This is a genomic window from Sphaerochaeta sp. (assembly GCA_022482495.1).
In the GTDB taxonomy this organism is placed as follows: Bacteria; Spirochaetota; Spirochaetia; order Sphaerochaetales; family Sphaerochaetaceae; genus RUG023.
The window spans coordinates 92,314-113,640 of record JAKVPA010000002.1 but is presented as its reverse complement, the minus strand read 5'-3'; the positions used below and the strand labels follow the sequence as shown (position 1 = coordinate 113,640).

At 53.8% G+C, this 21,327-nt stretch carries 17 protein-coding genes and 1 pseudogene; 13 read left to right on the top strand and 5 right to left on the bottom strand.

Annotated features, from left to right (window positions below; all coding sequences use genetic code 11):
* Positions 1 to 18 precede the first annotated feature (18 nt).
* Positions 19 to 975: a ParB/RepB/Spo0J family partition protein gene (locus LKE28_03160; GenBank protein MCH3907259.1), complete on the bottom strand. Its 957-nt coding sequence runs from the start codon at positions 973 to 975 to the stop codon at positions 19 to 21.
* On the bottom strand, positions 947 to 1,726 hold the full coding sequence (locus LKE28_03155) for a ParA family protein (GenBank protein ID MCH3907258.1): 780 nt from the start codon (positions 1,724 to 1,726) through the stop codon (positions 947 to 949). The genes LKE28_03160 and LKE28_03155 overlap by 29 nt, the downstream gene beginning before the upstream one ends.
* A gap of 101 nt (positions 1,727 to 1,827) precedes the next feature.
* Between LKE28_03155 and LKE28_03150 the strand changes: the two genes are divergently transcribed.
* A complete protein-coding gene (locus LKE28_03150) occupies positions 1,828 to 2,079 on the top strand; it encodes a NifU family protein (protein MCH3907257.1) in 252 nt (83 codons plus the stop codon).
* A gap of 744 nt (positions 2,080 to 2,823) precedes the next feature.
* Here the strand turns inward: LKE28_03150 and gyrA are convergent.
* Complete coding sequence (gyrA, locus tag LKE28_03145; protein MCH3907256.1) at positions 2,824 to 5,283, bottom strand: DNA topoisomerase (ATP-hydrolyzing) subunit A; 2,460 nt, start codon at positions 5,281 to 5,283, stop codon at positions 2,824 to 2,826.
* A 66-nt stretch (positions 5,284 to 5,349) separates the two neighbouring features.
* Complete coding sequence (gene gyrB / locus LKE28_03140; protein MCH3907255.1) at positions 5,350 to 7,353, bottom strand: DNA topoisomerase (ATP-hydrolyzing) subunit B; 2,004 nt, start codon at positions 7,351 to 7,353, stop codon at positions 5,350 to 5,352.
* Between the two features lie 264 nt (positions 7,354 to 7,617).
* Here gyrB and dnaA point away from each other — a divergent pair, with 264 nt between their 5' ends.
* The 9 genes and pseudogenes from dnaA to LKE28_03095 all read left to right on the top strand — a co-directional run bounded on the left by dnaA (position 7,618) and on the right by LKE28_03095 (position 14,956).
* Complete coding sequence (gene dnaA, locus LKE28_03135) at positions 7,618 to 9,009, top strand: chromosomal replication initiator protein DnaA (GenBank protein MCH3907254.1); 1,392 nt, start codon at positions 7,618 to 7,620, stop codon at positions 9,007 to 9,009.
* Between the two features lie 208 nt (positions 9,010 to 9,217).
* Positions 9,218 to 9,892, top strand: coding sequence for a DNA polymerase III subunit beta (gene dnaN, locus LKE28_03130; protein MCH3907253.1), 675 nt, complete (start codon positions 9,218 to 9,220; stop codon positions 9,890 to 9,892).
* Positions 9,893 to 10,012: 120 nt separating this feature from the next.
* Positions 10,013 to 10,333, top strand: coding sequence for a hypothetical protein (locus LKE28_03125; GenBank protein ID MCH3907252.1), 321 nt, complete (start codon positions 10,013 to 10,015; stop codon positions 10,331 to 10,333).
* Positions 10,333 to 11,421, top strand: coding sequence for a DNA replication and repair protein RecF (recF, locus tag LKE28_03120; protein MCH3907251.1), 1,089 nt, complete (start codon positions 10,333 to 10,335; stop codon positions 11,419 to 11,421). The genes LKE28_03125 and recF overlap by 1 nt, the downstream gene beginning before the upstream one ends.
* Positions 11,414 to 11,710 carry a DUF721 domain-containing protein gene (locus LKE28_03115; protein ID MCH3907250.1) on the top strand — a complete coding sequence of 99 codons (297 nt, stop codon included), beginning with the start codon at positions 11,414 to 11,416 and terminating at the stop codon, positions 11,708 to 11,710. The genes recF and LKE28_03115 overlap by 8 nt, the downstream gene beginning before the upstream one ends.
* Before the next feature lie 126 nt (positions 11,711 to 11,836).
* Positions 11,837 to 12,004 (top strand): 50S ribosomal protein L34, encoded by a 168-nt coding sequence (rpmH, locus tag LKE28_03110; GenBank protein ID MCH3907249.1) that lies wholly within the window; start codon positions 11,837 to 11,839, stop codon positions 12,002 to 12,004.
* Positions 11,985 to 12,353 (top strand): ribonuclease P protein component, encoded by a 369-nt coding sequence (rnpA, locus tag LKE28_03105; protein MCH3907248.1) that lies wholly within the window; start codon positions 11,985 to 11,987, stop codon positions 12,351 to 12,353. The genes rpmH and rnpA overlap by 20 nt, the downstream gene beginning before the upstream one ends.
* Before the next feature lie 65 nt (positions 12,354 to 12,418).
* Positions 12,419 to 14,224 (top strand): membrane protein insertase YidC, encoded by a 1,806-nt coding sequence (gene yidC / locus LKE28_03100; GenBank protein MCH3907247.1) that lies wholly within the window; start codon positions 12,419 to 12,421, stop codon positions 14,222 to 14,224.
* 10 nt (positions 14,225 to 14,234) lie between these two features.
* Positions 14,235 to 14,956 (top strand): annotated as a pseudogene (locus LKE28_03095) (protein jag).
* A gap of 103 nt (positions 14,957 to 15,059) precedes the next feature.
* Here LKE28_03095 and metK read toward each other — a convergent pair.
* A complete protein-coding gene (gene metK / locus LKE28_03090) occupies positions 15,060 to 16,208 on the bottom strand; it encodes a methionine adenosyltransferase (protein MCH3907246.1) in 1,149 nt (382 codons plus the stop codon).
* Between the two features lie 510 nt (positions 16,209 to 16,718).
* On the opposite strand from metK, the gene LKE28_03085 reads away from it, so the two are divergent.
* From LKE28_03085 to LKE28_03075, 3 genes are all read left to right on the top strand, one after another.
* A complete protein-coding gene (locus LKE28_03085; GenBank protein MCH3907245.1) occupies positions 16,719 to 17,930 on the top strand; it encodes a substrate-binding domain-containing protein in 1,212 nt (403 codons plus the stop codon).
* A 78-nt stretch (positions 17,931 to 18,008) separates the two neighbouring features.
* Positions 18,009 to 19,502, top strand: a complete 1,494-nt coding sequence (locus LKE28_03080; GenBank protein MCH3907244.1) for a sugar ABC transporter ATP-binding protein — start codon at positions 18,009 to 18,011, stop codon at positions 19,500 to 19,502.
* Positions 19,503 to 19,513: 11 nt separating this feature from the next.
* Entirely contained in the window at positions 19,514 to 21,226 is a 1,713-nt protein-coding gene (locus LKE28_03075; GenBank protein MCH3907243.1) for a galactoside ABC transporter permease, read from the top strand.
* The last annotated feature ends 101 nt before the right edge of the window (positions 21,227 to 21,327 follow it).

Here is a 21,327-nt window from a genome sequence, read left to right as displayed (position 1 = left end):
GGTATCCATACTAACTCCTTATACGTCGAACAATTCGTCGTCCGGCTTGAACAGTTGATAGATCCGCTCCAATTCCTCTGAACTGGTGTACGGTATCTCAATCTTCCCCCGCTCCAGCGAACCCTGTACTTCAACTCGTGTGCCAACTATGTGGAGAAACTTGTCTTCCACCGAAATGACATCAGGGGATTTCGCCAGGCTCTTGGAGACCCGTTTCTTTTTCTGATAGGCGACCCGCTTGCCTTTGTTGAACTCCGCGGCAAGCTGCTCCGTCGCCCGTACGGAAAGTTCTTTCTCCAGTACGGTATGGTACAGGATGTCACGATCTGCGGGGTTCACCACAGAAAGAATCGCCCGCGCCTGTCCCGCGCTGAATTTCCCCGCCAAGAGGTCAGCCTGCATGTTGGCTGGCAATTGCAGCAACCTGAGACTGTTCGTGATGGTGGTACGATCCTTTCCCACCCTCCGGGAAAGCTCTTCCTGGGTGATGCCCGCTTCGTTCAGCAGATAGGCATACGCTTTTGCTTCTTCCAAAGGATTGAGGTTTTGCCGTTGGATGTTCTCGATCAACGATACTTCCATCCGCTGGATATCCGATAAGGTTTTCACCAATACCGGTACGGTGGTAAGCCCGGCGATCTTTGCCGCGCGGTATCGCCGTTCACCCGCAACGATGGAATATTCCGTCTCAGAAATCTTCTCCACGATGATCGGACTGATCACCCCTTGATTCTTGATGGACAGAGCCAAGTCCTTCAATGCAGCTTCATCAAATGTTTTTCTCGGTTGGTTGGGATTGGGACGGATCTGCGCAACGGGAACTTGGATGATCCTTTCCCCTTCCGGTTCTGCTTCCTTCACAGGAGCGCCTATCGTCGTTTCGACCGCGGCATTGAAGCTGTAATCATCCAACAGGCTTTCAATTCCTTTCCCTAATCCATGCTTCTTAGGCGTGTTCATTTGCTTGAGCGACACGTTTCATCACCTCCTCTGCGAGAGCATCATATGCCTTTGATCCTGAACTGCTTGCATCATAGGCATTTACCGGAAGTCCATGGGATGGGGCTTCAGACAGGCGTACATTTCGCGGAATGATCGTCTTGAACACGAGGTCACTGAAGAAAGAAGAGACATCCTCAATCACATCATTGGCAAGACGTTGCCGCTTGTTGTACATTGTGAAGACGATCCCCAGGATTTTGATGGAAGGATTTACCGCTTTCTTCACGTTGGTGATGGTCCGCATCAACAGGTTGAGCCCTTCCATGGCGAAATACTCGCACTGCATCGGGATGATCACATACTCCGTCCAGGCCATGGCATTCACCGTCACCAATCCCAACGAAGGAGGACAGTCGACAAAGATGTAATCATACTGGTCATCAAGCCCGGTAAACGTCCGCTTCATGAAGAATTCCCGTTCTTCCTGGTTCACCAGTTCGACATTCAGGCCAGCCATGTTGATGTTGCTTGCCATGACGAACAGATTGTTCACCGGTGTCCGTTGGCAGACATCCACAGCATTTGCTTCTTCCGCCAACACTTCATACGTTCCCGGCAAACGTGGATCCGCAGACACGGAGCTGGTCAGGTTTCCTTGGGCATCCAAATCAACCAACAAAACCCGAAACCCCTTTTTTGCCAACGCCGAGCCAAGATTCACTGCGGTGGTTGTCTTTCCGACGCCACCTTTCTGATTCAGGAATATCGCTTTCGTTGCTTTCATAGATTCTATCATAGGGGATTCCCCGGGAAATGTCACCGGATTTCCCCGCAACCTTGACCCTTCGTCTTCCCTATAGTACATTGCTAGTGTCGGAGGAAGACATGGACGAACAAAAAGTCTCTGCCCTTGAGCAGAAAGTCAAAGAGGCGATTGAAGCGATCAGACCGTCACTCCAGAATGACGGAGGCGATATCGAGTTCATAAAAATGGATGGCAAAAACGTACAGGTTCGCCTGATCGGGGCCTGCGCAGGTTGTCCAATGAGCGAAATGACCTTGAAGAGTGGTGTTGAGCGGTACCTCCGCAACACCGTCGACAAGGGAATTGTCATTGATAATACATTTGACATGTAAGTGATCTTGCCCCTTACAAGTTCAGGAACGTTCCACGTGAAACATCGTGGAACGTTTTTTTGTTTCACGTGAAACCTCATACACCATCCAAGCTCAGAGCGTGTACGCTGCGTTTCACGTGAAACGGTCCTATATCCTTTCCGATTGTACGGAACTATCATCATCACTCCTGCGAGTACCTACCCTTTACATACGTTTTCTTATGCCTCCAACGTGTTTCACGTGAAACATCACGCCCCATTCCCTCCAACACAACAAACAAAGAAACCTTCACCCTGATCAAAAAGGCAGACATCCCGCCGCCTTTCTCCTTTTGGGTGTCTTGATGCAGGTTTCACGGGAAACTGCAAAAGAAGAATACTTCACCTATCATCGCTATCCGTTCTCCATTGCTCTTGCATACTTCATTCTCGTGCAAGATCAACCCCAAGGTTTTCCTTTTCTTCTTTTTGTTTCTTCACCATAGCACCTGTTCAGATCATTGGCATTGGTCGTACGCAAAGGGTGCGTGTTTCTGTCTTTTCTTCTCCTGGTTGGTTTTGCAGGGTTGTTTCTCAAGGATTATTTCTTTTGCCAAAAACCTGCATTTCAGCGCGCCAAATGCAGGTTTTTAAGGAGATGTTTCTATTAAACAATACAAAATCGTGTGAAAATTTTGATGTTTTTCTGAGCCTTTTTGGGGTAAAAAAGAGGGGTTGCCAAGCAATCGGCAACCCCGCAAAACAGTAAACAGATGTTATCTATTTATGCTTCAGGATCCGTTTCTGCTGGCTGAGGTGTTTCTGCCGGCTGTTCCGGTACTTCCGTCTCCTCATCCTCGTCCAGAGCGGTTTCCGCGATGGCGACAACGTGGTCCTTGGCTAATTTCATCGTGACCACTTTGACGCCTGCGGCGTTCCTGCCTTGGATGGAGATGTCCCGGACATGCACACGCACCGTCTGGCCAAGCATCGTCACGCAGACGACATCGTTCTCTTCGTTGACGGACAGCGCTCCGACAATGAAGTTCGCTTTGTCGCCAAGGCGATAGATCTTCTGGCCATGCGTTCCACGTCCGTGGCACATGAAGTTGTCATAGGCGACCTGTTTGCCCTGGCCGTTTTCCGTCAGCATCAGGATACGTTTGGAAGGATCGACCTTGAGCAGTCCGGCGACTTCGTCCCCTTCACTGAGGCGGATGCCACGCACACCGTGCGTCGCCCTGCCCATGGCGCGTACCTCATCGGCGGAGAACCGCAACCCGATCCCACCACGAGTGATCAACATCACCTGGTCGCCAGCCGATACGAACTCTGTCTGCAACAACTCATCACCTTCATCCAGGATGATGCCACGAATGCCACGGGTCTTGGCGTTGACGAAGTTGGACAACGTGACCTTCTTCACCACGCCATGTTTGGTGGCCATCATCAGATAGACATCATCGCTGAACTCGGAGAACGTAATGATGGTGGTGATCTTCTCCCCACCTTCCATCTGCAGGAAGTTCTTGATGCTGGTGCCTTTGGCGTATTTGCCCGCTTCAGGAATCTCGTACACCTTGGTGTAGTACGCTTTGCCCAGATTGGTCACGTACAGCACATAGTCGTGGCTGGAAGCGACGAACATGTGCTCGACGAAATCCTCGTCCTGCAGCTTGGCAGTCCGCGTTCCTTTTCCGGCGCGAGCCTGGGCGCGGTATTCTTCCGCCGGGATCCGCTTGGCGAATCCTTTGTTGCTGATCAAAACGACCACATCCTCTTTCTTGATGAAGTCCTCGTCCTTGGCGTCCCCGATCTCCTGCGGGAGTATCTCCGTTCTGCGGCGGTCACGGGGGGCGAGCTGGGCGGGAAGCGCCCGCGTCTCACTCTCCACCACGCCGAGAATCTTCTTCTCATCGGAGAGGATATCCTTGTAGTAGGCGATCTTCTGTTCCAGGTCGGCCAGTTCCGCCATGATCTTGTCCGTCTCCAGATGGGAAAGACGTCCAAGCTTCATGTCGATGATCGCCTGGGCCTGAATCATATCGATGCCCAGCTGGGCGATCAAATGCTGGCAGGCGGCGTCATTGTCCTGGGACTCCTTGATGATCTTCACCACCAGGTCGATGTTCTCCAGCCCTTTCTTCAGGCCTTCCAGGATGTGGGCGCGTTCCTGCGCCTTGCGAAGGTCGAAACGGGTCCGACGGGTGACCACTTCCTCACGATGCTTGATGTAGCATCCCAGCATCTGCCGGAGGGAGAGGGTGACCGGCCTGCCATCGACCAGCGCCAGGTTGTTCACGTTGAAGTTGCTCTGCAGCTGGGTGCGGAGGAACAACTGGTTCAGCGTAACCCGCGGAGCGGCTCCGCTCTTCAGCTCGACGACGACCCGGATGCCTTTGCGGTCCGACTCATCACGCACCGCGGCGATGGACGGGATGACGCCGTCCTTACGCAGGTCATCAATCTTCTTGACCAGGTCGGCTTTGTTGACCTGATAGGGGAGTTCGGTGAACACGATGTCGTCGTGCCCGTGCTCGTGCGTCTCAATTTCATAGCGGCTGCGGATGACGATCTTCCCGTGACCGGTGGAGAAAGCGTCCTTGATGCCCTGAACACCGCAAATGATGGCTCCCGTGGGGAAATCCGGCCCTTTGATGGAGTGCATCAGCTCATCCAGGGTGATGTTCGGGTTCTCAATCGTCGCGCAGATGGCGTCGCAGATCTCCTGCAGGTTGTGGGGAGGCATGTTGGTCGCCATACCGACAGCGATGCCGGAAGAACCGTTGGCCAACAGGAACGGGAACGCGGCGGGAAGCACCAACGGCTCTTTCAGGGAGTCATCGTAGTTCGGGCCGAAGTCCACCGTTTCCTTCTGGATGTCATCCAGCATGCTCTCGCCGATGCGGCTCATACGGCATTCCGTATACCGCATGGCTGCCGGAGGATCGCCATCGATGGAACCGAAGTTTCCTTGTGGCGTGATGGCCGGGTAGCGGAGAGAGAAGTCCTGTGCCAGACGCACCAGTGCGTCGTACACCGAAGCATCCCCATGGGGATGGTATTTTCCCAGAACGTCACCTACGACACGCGCGCTCTTTTTGTTTCCACCGGTGGAACGCAACCCCATCTCGTACATGTCGTACAGGATGCGGCGATGCACCGGTTTCAGTCCGTCGCGGACGTCAGGGAGCGCACGGGCCACGATGACACTCATGGCATAGTTCAGATACGAGGTGCGCATCTCCTTGGATACGTCGGCGATGATGATGTTTTCTTTGATAGGTTCGTCCACGATTTTATCCTTTCCTCAGGCGTCCAGATTGGACACGTATACTGCGTTGGCATCGATGAACTCCTTGCGGGGTTCCACTTCCTCTCCCATCAGCATGGAGAAGTTCCTGTCCGCTTCCTCGGCGTCTCCCAGATGAATCTGGCTCATACGCCGGGTTTCCGGGTTCATGGTGGTCTCCCAGAGCTGCTCCGGGTTCATCTCACCAAGACCTTTGTACCGCTGGATCTCCACCTTGGAGGAATCGGTGACCCCGTACTTGTTCAGGATCTGGCGCCGGGCCTCTTCGTCGTACGCGTACTCCACATTCTTCCCGATGGTGATCTTGTACAACGGAGGCATGGCGAAGTAGATGTATCCCGCTTCGATCAACGGCCGCATGTAGCGGAAGAAAAATGTCAGCAACAATGTCCTGATATGCGAGCCATCGACATCAGCATCGGCCATAATGATGATTTTATGGTATCGTGCCTTGGTGATATCGAAGGTGTTCTCCACATCTTTCCCGTCGGAATCGGTGTTGTTGTACCGGGTCAGGCCGGCACCGATGGTGGAGATGACCGGCTGGAGCTTGTCGTTGCCAAGTACCTTGAATTCCGGAGCCTTCTCCACGTTGAGCATCTTCCCCCACAGCGGAAGGATCGCCTGGAACGTACGGTCACGCCCCTGTTTGGCTGAACCGCCTGCGGAGTCACCCTCGACGATGAACACCTCGCACTTGGCCGGATCCTTCTCCGAGCAGTCGGCAAGCTTGCCGGGCAGGCCGCCGCCTTCGCTCTTCTTACGGATCTGCTCACGCGCCTTGCGGGCCGCGATGCGCCCCAGGGCGGCGTCGATGATCTTGGTGAGGATCGCTTCCGAAACGGCAGGATACTCGTCAAGATAGTTTCCCAGCTTCTCATAGACCATCGAGTTGACCAAGCCGGCGACATAGCTGTTGCCCAGCTTCATCTTCGTCTGGCCTTCGAACTGCGGGTTGGGGATCTTCACCGAAATGACGGCGGTAAGCCCTTCGTTGATGTCATCCGGCTCGAACTTGTCATCAAACTTCTTCAGCAGTTTGGCGTTCTTCTGCAACTGGGCGTTGATCACCCGGGAAAGCCCGGTACGGAAACCGGTCAGATGGGTGCCGCCCTCACGGGTGTTGATGTTGTTGACGAACGTCAGGATCTTCTCGTCGTACTTGTCGTTGTACTGCAGGGAAATCTCCACCCGGGTGTTGTCCTTCTCTCCTTCGATGGAGATCGGAGGATCGAACAGGACATGCTTGTAGTCGTTCAGATAGGCGACGAACTGGGGCAGTCCTCCTTCCGACTTGAAGATGTTCTTCCGCTCCTCAGCGCCCCGACGGTCGGTGATGGAGATGGAAACCCCTTTGTTCAGGAAGGAAAGTTCGCGGAACCGGTTGGATAGCACCTCGAAATCAAACGAGTTGCGCTCCATGACGGTGAAATCCGGCGTGAAGCTGATCACCGTACCGGAACGATCCGAGTCTCCGACCCGCACCACATCCCCCTGGGGGATTCCCTTGCGGTACACCTGGCGGAAAATGCCGCCGGGATGCTCGGGATCCTCGGTGGGATATCCGCCGGCCAGCCGGTAGACGTTCACCTCAAACCAGTCTGAGAGGGCGACGACGCAGGAGACGCCGACGCCATGCAGGCCTCCGGAGACCTTGTAGGCGTTTTTGTTGAACTTGCCGCCGGCATGCAGCTGGGAAAGGACCACCTCCAACGTACTCTTCTTTTCGGTGGGATGCATGTCGACCGGAATGCCACGGCCGTTGTCCTCGACGGTGCAGATTTCCTGCCCGTCGTTGTTGACGTCGAGAAATACCTGAATGTCGGTGCAATAGCCCGCCATCGCTTCATCAATGCTGTTGTCGATGACCTCGTACACCAAATGATGGAGACCATCGATGCCGGTGGTCCCGATGTACATGCCTGGACGCATGCGTACCGCTTCCAAGCCTTTGAGCACCTGGATGGATTCGGCTCCATACGAACGTTCGGCGCGCTTGATCGTATCGCCGTCCTGTCCATTTGTCGGGGTCAAGGACTCGTTGATTTTGTTACCTTCATTCATTCAATTAATTCCTTGTTTTGTAGTGCAAAAGACCGTACTCTTGCATCGTTAAGTATACCCAAAAACGGTGGGGTCTTGCAAGCCACAGAGGGTTTTTTACTCTATTTTTATCTTATTATAATAAAATAAGTTATCGAGTTTCCAGAAAAGGGGTTGAAACTTGCTTGCACTCTCACCGTGACAAATGTAGAATAGTTGGCTATGAGCAACGACAAAATCGATTACCTTCCGTTTTGGAAAGAGACCTGCATCGCGCTGAAAAAAACCACCCAGGAATTCCTGTACAACACGTGGTTCAGCAGGATCAGCTATGTCCAGTCCCTTCCCGGAAAGCTTGTTCTGGCTGTACCCAGCCAGTTCGTATATGACAACGTGACCAAACTGTTTTCCGATGACATCACCGCATCGATGCACAGCCTCTGCGGGGAGGACATCGCCATCCAGTTCATCATCAGCAAGGAGACGGAACAAGCCGCGCATCCCTCATCCTCGGCACGCGCCGTGGAGGCTCCCAGCGATGACGAACGTCTTGAGAAAGCCCGCAGGGCGGCCAACATCAACTCGGACTACCAGTTTTCCAACTTCGTCAGCGGTGACAACTGCATCTACGCCCTGAACGCGTCCCTGGCCATCGCAAAGAACCCGGGCATCAGCTACAACCCCTGCCTGATCTACGGCGGAGTAGGACTAGGGAAAACCCATTTGATCAACGCCATCGGCAACTACATCCTGGAACACCAGAAAGACCTGAAGGTGCAGTACATCACCGCAGAGGCGTTCACCAATGAATTCATCGAATCCATCGGCTCGGCAGGCAGCGGCAAAGCCCAGCAGTTCAAGAACAAGTTCCGCAAGGTGGACGTCCTTCTGATGGATGATATCCAGTTCATCCAGCAGAAGACCCAGACGCAGGAAGAGCTGTTCCACACCTTCAACGAACTGTACGAGGCGAAGAAGCAGATCGTCTTCACCTGCGATCGTCCGATCAACGAACTGAAGGGTGTCATGGACCGTCTGACCAACCGTTTTGAGCGTGGCTTGAACGTGGATCTCCAACCACCAGCCTACGAAACGAGGGTCGCAATCCTCAGAAACAAGTGCAAAATGCAGAACAAACAGGTCGATGCGGACATCATTGACTATATTGCCCAAAACGTCCGCTCCAACGTCCGGGATCTGGAAGCCTCCCTTACCAAGCTGATCTCCTACAGCGAACTGCTTGGCCAGGAACTGACGATGGAGAAGGCGAAAGAGCTGTTGTCCACTATGCCGTTCTTCAAACCCCAGGAAAAGGAACAGGGCATCTCCATCCAGGCGATCAACAAGGTGGTATGCACCTATTTCAACGTCAACACCAGTGACATGAAGAGCAAAAAGAAGAACAAATCGCTGGTTCAGCCCCGGCAGATCGCCATGTACCTGGCAAAAGAGCTGACCACCTATTCCTTCACGGAAATCGGTTCGGAATTCGGCGGACGGGACCATACCACCATCATGCACGCCTATGACCGGATCCAGTCGCTGTGCAACGTTAATCCGGACATGCGGAACATCGTTGCAAAACTAAAAAAGGAAATCATGGAGCAACATTAACAACCGGTGGATTTCCCCTTGATAGCCGGTGGATTGAGGTGGACAACTGAAAAGTCCGGTGGATGAATTCCGGGTTATCCACTTTTTTATCCACCGGTTGTGCAACGCGTAACGGACAAGTGTACAATGAATTGCGTAGAAATCCACCGTTTTTTGTGGTATTATGATTATGATGAATTAAAATAAAGAGACCTAATCGGAGTAAGGCATGAAATTCTACTGCAAACAACAAGATATCCTCACGGAAATCGTCTTCTCAATGGACTTCACCCAGCAAAGAAGCTCGCTTTCCATCCTGAGCAACATTTATCTCGAGGCGAAAAACAACACGCTGCTCATCAAAGCAACGGACAACGCCACCGGCTTCACCACCCAGATTCCGGCACAAACGGAAGAGGAAGGCAGTACGACGGTATACGGAGAGAAATTTCTGGAAATTCTCCGGTTGCTTCCCTCTGATGCGGATATCCTGTTTGAGACGCAGGATCGCCAGCTGACCATCACCCCACAAGGTGGAAGCATCAAGTTCAAATCAACCCTCAGGGTCATCGATGGCGCTGAATTCCCCATGATGGAGAATCCGGGAGAGGTTCCGTTCTTCACATTGGGACAGAAACCGTTCATCGGAATGGCGGACCAGACGCTGTTCTCCGTCAGTACGGATGAAACCCGCCATTACCTCTGTGGACTGTATCTGGAAAAAACAGCGGCCGGATTGAATCTGATCGCAACAGACGGCCGCAGGCTGAGCATTGTGGAACGCAAGTTCAGCGAACAGATTCCAGAGTTCAAACCGATTATTATTCCGACGAAGTTCTTTACCGAACTGAAAAAACTTTCCACTGGGAAGGAACGTTTGATCTGTGCATCAAGGAAAACGTGATCTTCGCCAAAATAGGGAATCGTTTCTTCTACTCGACGTTGATCAAAGGCCAGTATCCTGATTACCGAAGAGTCGTCCCCCAGAACCAGACTTCCCACTGCCTGATCTCCAGTCAAGGAGATGGTGGATGCCATCAAACGTGTATCCGTCGCCATCGAGAGCAAGGTATGCAAGCTGTACCTGCAGATTTCCAAAGATGAGTTGACGTTGTACAGCGAAGAAAACGAACTGGGGGCGGCAAGCGAGAAGATTCCCTGCGAATACGAGGGGGAGACCTGCACCATCAGCCTGAACTACCAGTACATCCTGGCACCGCTGAAGGTGATGGAAGGCGAGAAGTTCACGTTGAACTTCACCACCCCGTCACGTGCGATCACCCTCTGTCCGGAAGGAGAGCATGACTACTTCCACCTGGTCATGCCGATGCAGCCGAACAGCTGATGCGTTTTTCTTCCATCCAGACGGCACAATTCAGAAATCTCATTGCAGAGACGATACCTGTCGGTTCCCGGCAGGTATTGCTCGTTGGGGAGAACGGACAAGGGAAAACCAACTTTCTGGAAGCAATCTACACGCTCTGTTACGGCTCTTCGTTCCGGACAGCCGACATCAAGGATATGATCCAGCACGGCACGGAAGGATTCCGCCTCTGTGGGACGTTTCTGGATGATGACGGCCAAAACCGGATGATGAGCCTGGTGTACAAGGACGCCAAACGGACCATCACGCTGGATGAGCGGGTCATCACTGACCGGAAGGAGTTGATCTATACCATTCCCTGCATCGTGTTCAGCCACGATGACATCTGGTTCGTCAACGGAGAACCGGAACAACGGCGCAAGTTCTTCGACCAGACGATGAGTCTGTACGATCCGCTGTTCTTCGATGACCTGCGCCGCTACCGCCGGGTGCTCCGGCAACGGAACCAGGCGGTGAAGGATCGTCAGGAAGGGCTGCTTTCCGTATATGACCAGCAGCTCGCCGGCTACGGACTCTCCATCCAAAAACGGAGAATCCAGGCGGTTGAGGAGTTCAACCGGATATTTCCCTCGCTGTATCGTCAGGTAAGCGGAACAGACCAGGACATCACCATCGTCTATCGTCCCTCTTGGAAGGAATGTGACAACCCCGAAGCCGTCATCCAGGCGTTGCGGCAGACCAGGGAGCGAGACTATGCGTTGGAAACCACATCCAGTGGCATTCACCGCGACCGGTTCATCGTCCTCTGCGGGCAGCGTCCGTTCTCCGACATCGGTTCCACCGGGCAACTCCGGCTGGCATCGTTGCTGTTCCGGATCGCCCAAATGCGGTTCTTCACCATGAAGACGGGACGGAAACCGGTCATTCTGGTGGATGACGTGTTGCTTGAGCTGGATCTGGAGAAACGCAACCGGTTTCTCCAGATGATCGACGGGTATGACCAGGCGTTTTTCACGTTTCTTCCTGAGGAACGGTACTTCTCCGAGGTTCCTTCCCAGGAAACGCTGGTGTATGATGTGAAGGACGGGAGGTTCCAAGCTCGTGGATGACAAGGAATTCATCGATGCGCAGCTCCTGGTGAAAAAGGTGATGGGTTCGCTGAACATCGATACGGACAGCGACAAGCGCTACCAGATGATCTCCCATTGGGATGAGATCATCGGGGAGAAGTTTGTCGGACACATCACGCTGAAGGAGATCAAAGGGGATACGTTGGTCGTCCGGGCCGACCATCCGGCATGGAGCCAGTTGTTCTCCATGCAACAGGGCAAAATCATCTCCAAAGTACGAAAGGAGTATCCATCACTGGGAATCCGGAAAATTCTTCTGCTCTCTTGATCGCCGGAATGCTTGACGTAACGGGGGTCTCTCACTATAGTTTATGTCTCACGGGGGGATACTGTCCCCGTTTTTTGTGTGTGAAAATCCGCGCATACAGTATGCGATGAAATTTGGAGTTGCAATATGAGTTACAAAGGGAAAAGAACGTATCAGCCGAGCAAGATGAGAAGGACGAGGAAGTTTGGGTTCCGCGCCCGCATGGCAACCAAAGGCGGTCGCGCCGTCCTTGCCAGAAGAAGGGCTGCGGGCAGATACAAGCTTACTGCCAGCGATGAGAAAAAGCCTTACTAAGAGTGAGATTGTCCGTAATCGTCCAGAGATTGACCGAATTTTCAAACAGGGGAAAGCCACTTCTTGCAAAGGCATCAGACTGATTGTGGGAAAGAATGACCTTGGCTGGTCGAGGATTATCGTGATTCCGGTACGGCACTACGGCAACGCGGTGCAACGGAACAAGATCCGAAGACAAATCAAGGAATTCTGGCGGACTTCTAAGGAAAGGTTGGTCTCTGGGTACGATTTTGCTTTTGTGGTTTATCCAGGAAATGCCTACGACTTCACCATGTTGACACAGCAGTTGTTGCACCTTTGCGAAAAAGCAGGGGTCACCACGCCATCCGGCACGTCATCACTCTCCTAACCAATACCCGTACCATGCCGTATCATTCCTGAGACATCCCAACGACTGTTCTACCAGGAGAAGATATGGAAAAAAACACCATCATTGCGGTCATTCTGTCCGTGATCGTCATTACCGTCGGCATGACGATCCAGACGATGTTCTATCCGGCCCAGCCTGCCACAGCTACGGAAAGCGTGGAAGAAACCTCCCCAACCACCGATGATGCGGCGCTTTCCGCTTCCCAGACGGTGGTGGTGCCAAGCAATCTCGCCTATGGTTCTGATGCCAAGGGATCATTCCTTCCGGTGGACGACAAGAATGCCGACGCAACGCCGTTCACCTTCTCCAATGAGGTGTTCACCATCACGTTCGATCCCAAAGGGGCGTCCGTCTCCTCCATCAAGCTGAACAAACACACCACAAACGGGGACCCGGTGGAACTGCTGTTCAAAGGGGAGAGCGGAAAAAACGCCTTCCTGATGTACGCCGGAGACGACAAGACCAATCCGATCGACGCCGTCTTCAACCACACCATCGACGGGAACAAGGTGATCTTCACCCAGACGTTCTCCATCAACGGCAACGAAGATCCCTTCACCATCACCAAGACGTACACGTTCGGCAAGGACGACTACCTGTTTGAGGTGAACGTGGCCGTCGACAACAGCGTCAACAAGGCGATTCCGCTTTCCTATGAGAACAACGCCTATACGCTGGCCTTTGAACCCCAGTTGGGACCTGCCTTCGAGAAGATGCCCCAGGACCAGTACGAATACCGTCATTTCTATCTGAAGAAGGATGGTTCGAAGAAAAAGACCCAGATAAGCTTGAAGAACGGACGGTACACCTCCGACGCGACGATCAGCTGGGTCGCCTTGACGGGCAAATACTTCTCCGCCATCGCCATTCCTGACGCCACCCACTACACGCTCTCCCTCAGCCAGCTTCCCGATACGGAAGAGGGGATCGCGCTGACCAGCTCGATCTACCTGACCCGCCCTGCGGTGAAGAGCGCCCACACCTCAGATACGTTCCGCTTCTACATCGGACCGCAGCTGAAGAAGAACATGACGATCTACAACAACGCCCAGGACAACAGTTTCGGAGTCTCCGGCCTGAATCTGGAGATGGCGCTGGACAGCTCGACGGCCCTCGGCTGGCTGGAAAGCTTCCTGATGTGGATCCTGAACATCTTCTACAAGATCATCCCCAACTACGGCATCGGCATCATTCTGGTGACGTTCCTGTTGAAGTTGATCCTGTATCCGTTGACCAAGGCCAGCATGCGCAGCACGGCGAAAATGAGCGAGCTTGGTCCGCAGATGCAGGCCATCAAGGACCGGTATCCGGACAATCCGCAGAAACAGAACGAGCTGATGGCCGAACTGTACAAGAAGGAGAAGATCAACCCAATGGGCGGCTGTCTGCCGATGTTGATCCAGTTCCCCATCCTGATCGCGTTCTTCGGACTGCTCAACAAGCACTTCGAGCTGCGCGGAGCAATGTTCATTCCCGGATGGATCCCCGATCTCTCCCAGCCTGATGTGGTGTTTGTCTTCAGCTTCAATATTCCTTTGTTGGGCAACCAGCTGCATATCCTGCCGATCCTGTACACGATCAGCATGATTTATTCGATGAAAATCACCCAGAATACCCAGACGAGCGGGCAACAGCAGGGCATGATGAAGTTCATGACCTACGGCATGCCGTTGATCTTCTTCTTCTGGTTGTACAATTCTCCTTCCGGCTTGATGCTGTACTGGTCCGTGATGAACGTCATATCCATCGTCCAGCAGATGATCACCAACAAGAAACAGGCCGAAAAAGACCGCGCCAAGGCTGTCGTGAAGGGCAAGCAGTTCCCTGGCAAGAACAAGAACACCAAATGAGGAGGCCGTTATGGTCAAAGAATTTGAAGGAAAAACCGAACAGGAAGCGATCGCGAAGGCCATTGACGAACTGCACATCGAGCGTGAGGACTTTGATGTGGAGGTTGTGGAAAATACCCGCGGCGGATTGTTCAAAAAGAGCAGCGTAAAGATCCGCATCCATTTTGACGACGACAACATCGCGCCACTGCCTGATGACATCACCCCGATGGGAAAGGTTGCCAAACGGGTGCTTCCCGCGACGGACGAGGATGGCCCGGATCTCGAGCAGTCACCCAATCCCGATCTGGAGAACAGCATCAGTGGCGTTCGTCACCGGGATCCTGGAGAAGATGGGGCTATCCCGCCACGGTCAATGTCGCCTACCGCAAGGAACGCAAACTTGGGCTGAACATCGACAGTGAGTACAGTTCGATCATCATCGGACGCAAAGGGAAGAACCTGGATGCAATCCAGCTGGTCGCCAATGTGTTCGCCGGAAAGACGGACAACGACCTGAAGGTGATCGTCGACAGCGAGAACTACCGCACCCGCCACGAGGAGCAGTTGATCCGCATGGCGCTGAAGAGCGCCGACCAGGTCAAGCGGTCCGGTCGCAGCGTGTTGCTTGAACCGATGAATCCGTTCGAACGCCGCCTGGTGCACACCGCGCTGAACGACTACGGCGTGGATACCAAGAGCGAAGGTGACGGCCTGTACAAGCAGATTCGCATCACATTGAAACAAAATTAACCGTAACAAGCCATCGTGACAAAAAGCGCCTCCCGTTCGGAAGGCGCTTTTTTTACCCTCTGAAACCCTCCGTCGAAAGGCGGAGGATTTCCGTTTGATTGGGTTATTTCTTTAATGTAACAATCTGTTCCCAGGGAACGCCCGCACGACCGAAATGACCGTAGTTGTCGTTGGCCTGGTAGATCGGCCGGAGCAGATCCAGCGTCTCGATGATGCCGCTGGGCGACAGGTCGAAGTTGGAGCGTACGATCTCCTCGAGCTTGCTGTCCTCCACCACACCGGTGCCGAACGAATCGACGAAGATGGAGATGGGATCAGGCACGCCGATGGCGTAGCTGAACTGCACCTCACACTTCTTGCACAGGTGGTTTGCCACCAGGTTCTTTGCCACGTAACGTGCCATGTAGGCCGCGCTGCGGTCCACCTTGGAGGGATCCTTGCCGCTGAAGGCTCCGCCACCGTGGCGTCCCATGCCGCCGTACGTATCGACGATGATCTTCCGTCCCGTCACGCCGGTATCTCCTGCAGGCCCGCCGATGACGAACCGACCCGTCGGGTTGATGTAGAACTTGGTATCCTTGGTGATCAGGTCATTGTGGCCGAGCACCGGTTTGATCACCTCATTCAGCATGAAGTCGTGGATCTGCTGTTCGGTGGCATCCGGCGTCGTCTGATGGCTGATGACCACCGTATCGATCCCCACCGGCATCCCATCCTTGTAGATGACGGAAACCTGGCTCTTGGAGTCAGGGCGGAGGAACGGAGCCTTGCCGCTCTTGCGCAGTTCCGTCGCCTTGCGAAGCAGGGCATGGGCGTACATGATCGGAGCGGGCATCAGTTCCGGTGTCTCGTCACAGGCGAAACCGAACATCATTCCCTGGTCACCGGCACCTTGGCGATGGCTCTTCGAGGTGTCCGAGTTGACCCCCATGGCGATGTCCGGGCTCTGCTTTTTGATCAGATTGAGCACGGTGAGGGATTCGGCGTCAAAGCCGCAGTGCGGCTCGGTGTAGCCGATGCCTGCGACGACGGAGCGCACGATGGCATCCACGTCCAGCGTCGCTTTGGTGGTGATCTCCCCACCGACCACCACGGTGTTGGTGGTGGCGAACACTTCGCATGCCACGTGGGAGTGCTTGTCTTCCCTGAGGCACGCATCCAGGATGGCATCCGCGATCTGGTCACAGACCTTGTCGGGATGTCCCTCGCTTACCGATTCCGAAGTGAATACATGGTATCCTTTCTCTAACATAAAAAGCCCTTCCTTTAGAAACCAGGAAGGGGGTAGACAAGAAGCTGTGAGTCTCTCCCCTTTTAGCCAGTTTCTTTAGTGACGTCTGCAAGCCGGGAGGCAAATCAACGTCAGTGACACCTACTATAATCACAAACGAAAAAAGAAGCAAGACATCTTTGCAAAGTTTTGTCTTGTATGCAAATAGATGCATATTTACTTCCACAATATCAAGCGTAGTGGGTAAAAACATCACAGAGAGCGTCCTTTGTCCAGAGAAGAGAACAAGAACCGTTTTGTTCTGCAAATATTTAGTAAACTTGCATACAAGTTAATCCATGGAGAAGGCGATCTCTTTTCAAAATCATCGTGGTTCGTGAACCTCATCTAACACAAAATTGTGATTTTTTGTTCACTTCGTGCTTCTCACACGAAAACTTCATCTCTGTTGATACGTTTTCATTTGCGCGTTTGGTATTTCAGTGTTCTAATGAATAAGGAAGGGGGGAAAATCCCCCAGGAGGTATGTGTATGAAAAAAGTTGGGATTGCCGTTTTGTTGGCACTCTCCGTCTGCGGACTGGTGTTCGCGCAGGGCGGTTCTGAAGCAGCCAGCACGGCGAAGGTAACATTGAACAAGGACAAACCGCTGGTATTCTTCAACAGGCAGCCGTCTGACCCGACAACGGGTGTCATTGATATGGACACCATGAACTGGAATGACAAGACCTATTATGTCGGTTTTGACGCAGCTGGCGGCGGTGCCGTACAGGGCAAGTTGATCACCGATTATCTGGCAACCGCTCCCGCGACCATCGACCGCAACGGTGATGGAACGATCGGATACGTGCTGTGCATCGGAGACGTCGGCCACAACGATTCCAAAGCAAGAACGGAAGGCATCCGCAAAGCGCTTGGGACGTGGAATGGCTCCACCGATCCTGGCAAGGCAAAGGAAGGCTCTGTGACGATCAGCGGCAAAACCTACAAAGTCGTCGAGCTGGAAGGCAAGGCGATGACCGGTACCGATGGTTCCACCTGGAACGCCAACGCGGCGACCGACGCGATGAGCGGCTGGGCCACCAAGTTCGGAGACAAGATCGATCTGGTCGTTTCCAACAACGATGGTATGGCAATGGGTTGTCTGCAGGCTTCCAACTATCCGACCGGCGTTCCTATCTTCGGATATGATGCCAACGCGGACGCGATCGAGGCCATCGGCGCCGGAAAACTTACCGGAACCGTATCCCAGAACGTCGACGCCCAGGCAACCGCCACCCTGCAGGTGCTTCGCAATCTGCTTGATGGTCTGACGGGTTCCGATGTGTACACCAAGGGAATCTCCGAGCCGGATCAATACGGCAACAAGATTTCCGCCGACATGGAGTACAGGGCCGACACCAAGGCGTTGCTCGCCCAGAACAGCGGCGTCAACAAAGACAACTGGCAGGATTACAAGGCCGGTTCCCGTGATACGGGAGTCAAACAGACCAACGCCCCGAAGAAGAAAGTATTGCTGACGATCTACAACTCCGGCGATAACTTCCTCTCTTCCTCCTATCTGCCCGCGCTCCGCTACTACGCTCCGCTCCTCAACCTGGATCTGAACGTCGTGCAGGGTGATGGCCAGAACGAGTCAAGCTGCCTTGACAAGTTCACTAACCTGAACAACTACGACGCCTACGCCATCAACATGGTGAAGACGAACTCCGGCAAGGACTATACGGACAAGCTGAAGTACTAAGGTGTGTTATGCGAAGGGAAGCATGCGGTGTCCCCGCATGCTTTTCTTCATTTCTGTTGGGATGGAAAAGGGGTGCATATGGACGATAATGTGCTTGAGATAAGGAACTTGTCGAAAGCATTCGCAAAGAACAAGGTTCTGGACGGCATCTCGCTTTCAGTGCGCAGGGGAACGGTCTGCGGGCTGATGGGTGAGAACGGTGCCGGAAAATCCACCATGATGAAGTGTTTGTTCGGCATCTACAGCAAGGATGAAGGGCAGATTCTGCTGGATGGGAAGCTGGTGGATTTCAAGAATCCGAAGGAAGCTTTGGAAAACGGTGTCGCCATGGTGCATCAGGAATTGAACCAGTGCCTGGATCGGACGGTGGTGGACAACCTGTTCCTCGGCCGTTATCCGACGCACTATGGCGTGGTGGATGAGGCGAAGATGTTCAAGGTGGCCACCAATCTGTTCGCCTCGCTGAAGATGAACGTCAACCCCAAGATGGTGATGCGCCAGATGTCCGTTTCCCAGCGTCAGATGGTGGAGATCGCCAAAGCGGTCTCGTACAACGCCAAGCTGATCGTTCTGGACGAGCCGACCTCTTCGTTGACGGAACGGGAAGTGAAGAAACTGTTCTCCATCGTGGACAGCCTGCGCAAGAAAGGCGTCTCGTTCGTCTACATTTCCCACAAGATGGATGAGGTGTTCCAGATCTGCGACGATGTGGCGGTGCTTCGTGATGGCAAGATGATCATGAAGAAGGCCGTCAAGGACACCAACATGAACGAGTTGATCAGCGCCATGGTCGGCCGTTCCCTGGACAAACGGTTCCCCGATGTGGACAACCAGCCGGGAAGGCCGTATTTCGAGGTGCATGACCTGACCACCAAGTATGACCCGATTCTGGAGCATATCTCCTTTACCGTCCGAAAAGGGGAGATCTTCGGGTTGTACGGACTTGTCGGCGCGGGGCGCAGCGAACTGTTGGAATCACTGTTCGGCATTCGGACCCTGGCATCCGGGGAAGTCATCCTGGATGGAAAGAAACTGCATTTCTTCAACAGCAAACAAGCGATGGACTACAACTTTGCCCTGATCACCGAGGAGCGCAAGCTCAACGGGATGTTCGGCAAGGGAACCATTGAATTCAATACGACGATCACCAACCTGGAGCGGTACAAGAGCTTCAGCATCCTGTCCAACAAGAAGCTTGCCGATGCGGCCAACCGGGAAGTGAAGCGGATGAACACCAAGTGTGTCTCCACTGAGGAGTTGATCACCTCCCTCTCCGGCGGAAACCAGCAGAAGGTGATCATCGGCAAGTGGATGGAACGGGAGCCGGACATCTTTTTGATGGACGAGCCCACCCGTGGCATTGATGTCGGCGCGAAGTATGAGATCTACCAGTTGATCATCCAGATGGCCAAGGAAGGAAAGACGGTCATCGTGGTCTCCAGTGAGATGCCGGAGATTCTGGGGATCACCAACAGGATCGCCGTGATGTCCAACCATCGGTTGGCCGGCATCGTGAATACCAAGGAAACAAACCAGGAAGAGTTGCTTCGGCTCTCTGCCAAGTATCTGTAATGAGGGGAAATATGGCGAACAACGAAGAAATCAAGGAAAAACAGACAGTCGTTTCGGTGGATGAAGATGAAAAAATAGCCGAATACCTTGCGCGGCTCACGTCGCTCCGCGCGGAAGGCGTCAACAAGATCACCGAAGTTCGGGAACAGATTTCCTTTCTGCGGCGGAACAAGATGCTGGACAAGGCGACCCGGGAGCAGGATATTGCAAAGCTCCGTGGGGAGATCGCCACGGCGAAACAGGTCGCAGCGAGCCATCGTACCGAAATATCACAGCTCACCAGGGAAGCGGTCGCCTATACCAATGACGTGGGAAAACGGTACGAAGAGGCGGTGGCTGCCGAGGAAAAGGCGAACATCCAGAAGATCAAGGCGGATCTGGCCGCCCAACTGTCCAAGATCAAGGAAGACGGACAGAAACGCATGGAAAAGATCCAGGCGGATTACCAGGGAAAGACGGATCCCCAATCCAAGAAAGACCTGAAGGAAGATCTCGCCACGGCGAAGTATGAGATCCGCTCTTCGATGTACGATGCCAGAAGCCGCGCAGGATCGCATATTGACCGGGCCAAGGCGAACATGTACCAGGCGAGTGTCGACCGGGTGCAGAAGAACCGCGCGTTGCGCAACGGGAAAACCAACTACCACGAAGACCAGATGCTGAAGCGCAAGGCGTACGCCCAGAACTTCAAGATGCAGAAGTTTCTGTTGGACAATGGGTTGTATCTGGCCATTCTGGTCTTCTTCATCGTCTGTATCATCATCGCCCCGATGAAGGGGTACGGGAACCTGTTCTCGCTTCCCAACATCCTGACGATTCTTGAGCAGTCCTCCACCCGTATGTTCTACGCGTTGGGTGTCGCAGGTTTGATTTTGCTTGCCGGTACCGACCTTTCCGTCGGACGTATGGTCGCCATGGGATCGGTCATCACCGGCCTGATCCTCCACCCGGGTACGAACATCGTCACCTTCTTCAACAAAGGTCCGTGGGATTTCACCGGACTTCCGATGGGGCTCCGTGTCGCCATGTCACTGTTCTTCTCCATCGTCCTCTGTGTGGCGTTCAGCGCTTTCGCCGGGTTCTTCAGCGCAAAACTGAAGATCCACCCGTTCATCTCGACGCTGGCCACCCAGTTGATCATCTACGGTCTGTTGTTCTTCGGAACCAGCGGAACGCCGGTCGGTTCGATCGATTCGTCCATCAAGGACAAGATTGGCGGACGGTGGATCATCGGCCAGATGAGCAATGGTTCGTTGATCACGTTCCCCAAGTTGATCATCCCGGCGATCATCGCCTGTATCATCGCCTGGTTCATCTGGAACAAGACGGTGTTCGGCAAGAACATGTACGCCGTCGGAGGCAACGGAGAGGCGGCGGCCGTCAGCGGCATCAGCGTCTTCCGTGTGACGATGGGGGTGTTCATCATGGCGGGCGTCTTCTACGGATGCGGAGCGTTCCTGGAAGCCTTCCGGGCCAACGCCAGCGCCGGAACGGGACAGGGATTCGAGCTTGACGCCATCGCGGCCTGTGTGGTCGGCGGCATCTCATTCAATGGTGGTATCGGAAAGATCGGCGGCGCGGTGATCGGTGTGATCATCTTCACCAGCCTTACCTACTGCCTGACGTTCCTTGGCATCGACACCAACCTGCAGTTCGTGTTCAAAGGCTTCATCATCATCGCGGCGGTCGCGCTGGATTCAGTGAAGTATCTGAAGAGGAAATAAGGAAACGAATCCAAGGAAACCGGGGAGACCCGGTTTCCTTGTCTCTTTCCGGTAGGAATCACCATGGGTTGGTGATATGATGGCGCTGCCGGGGAGGCACG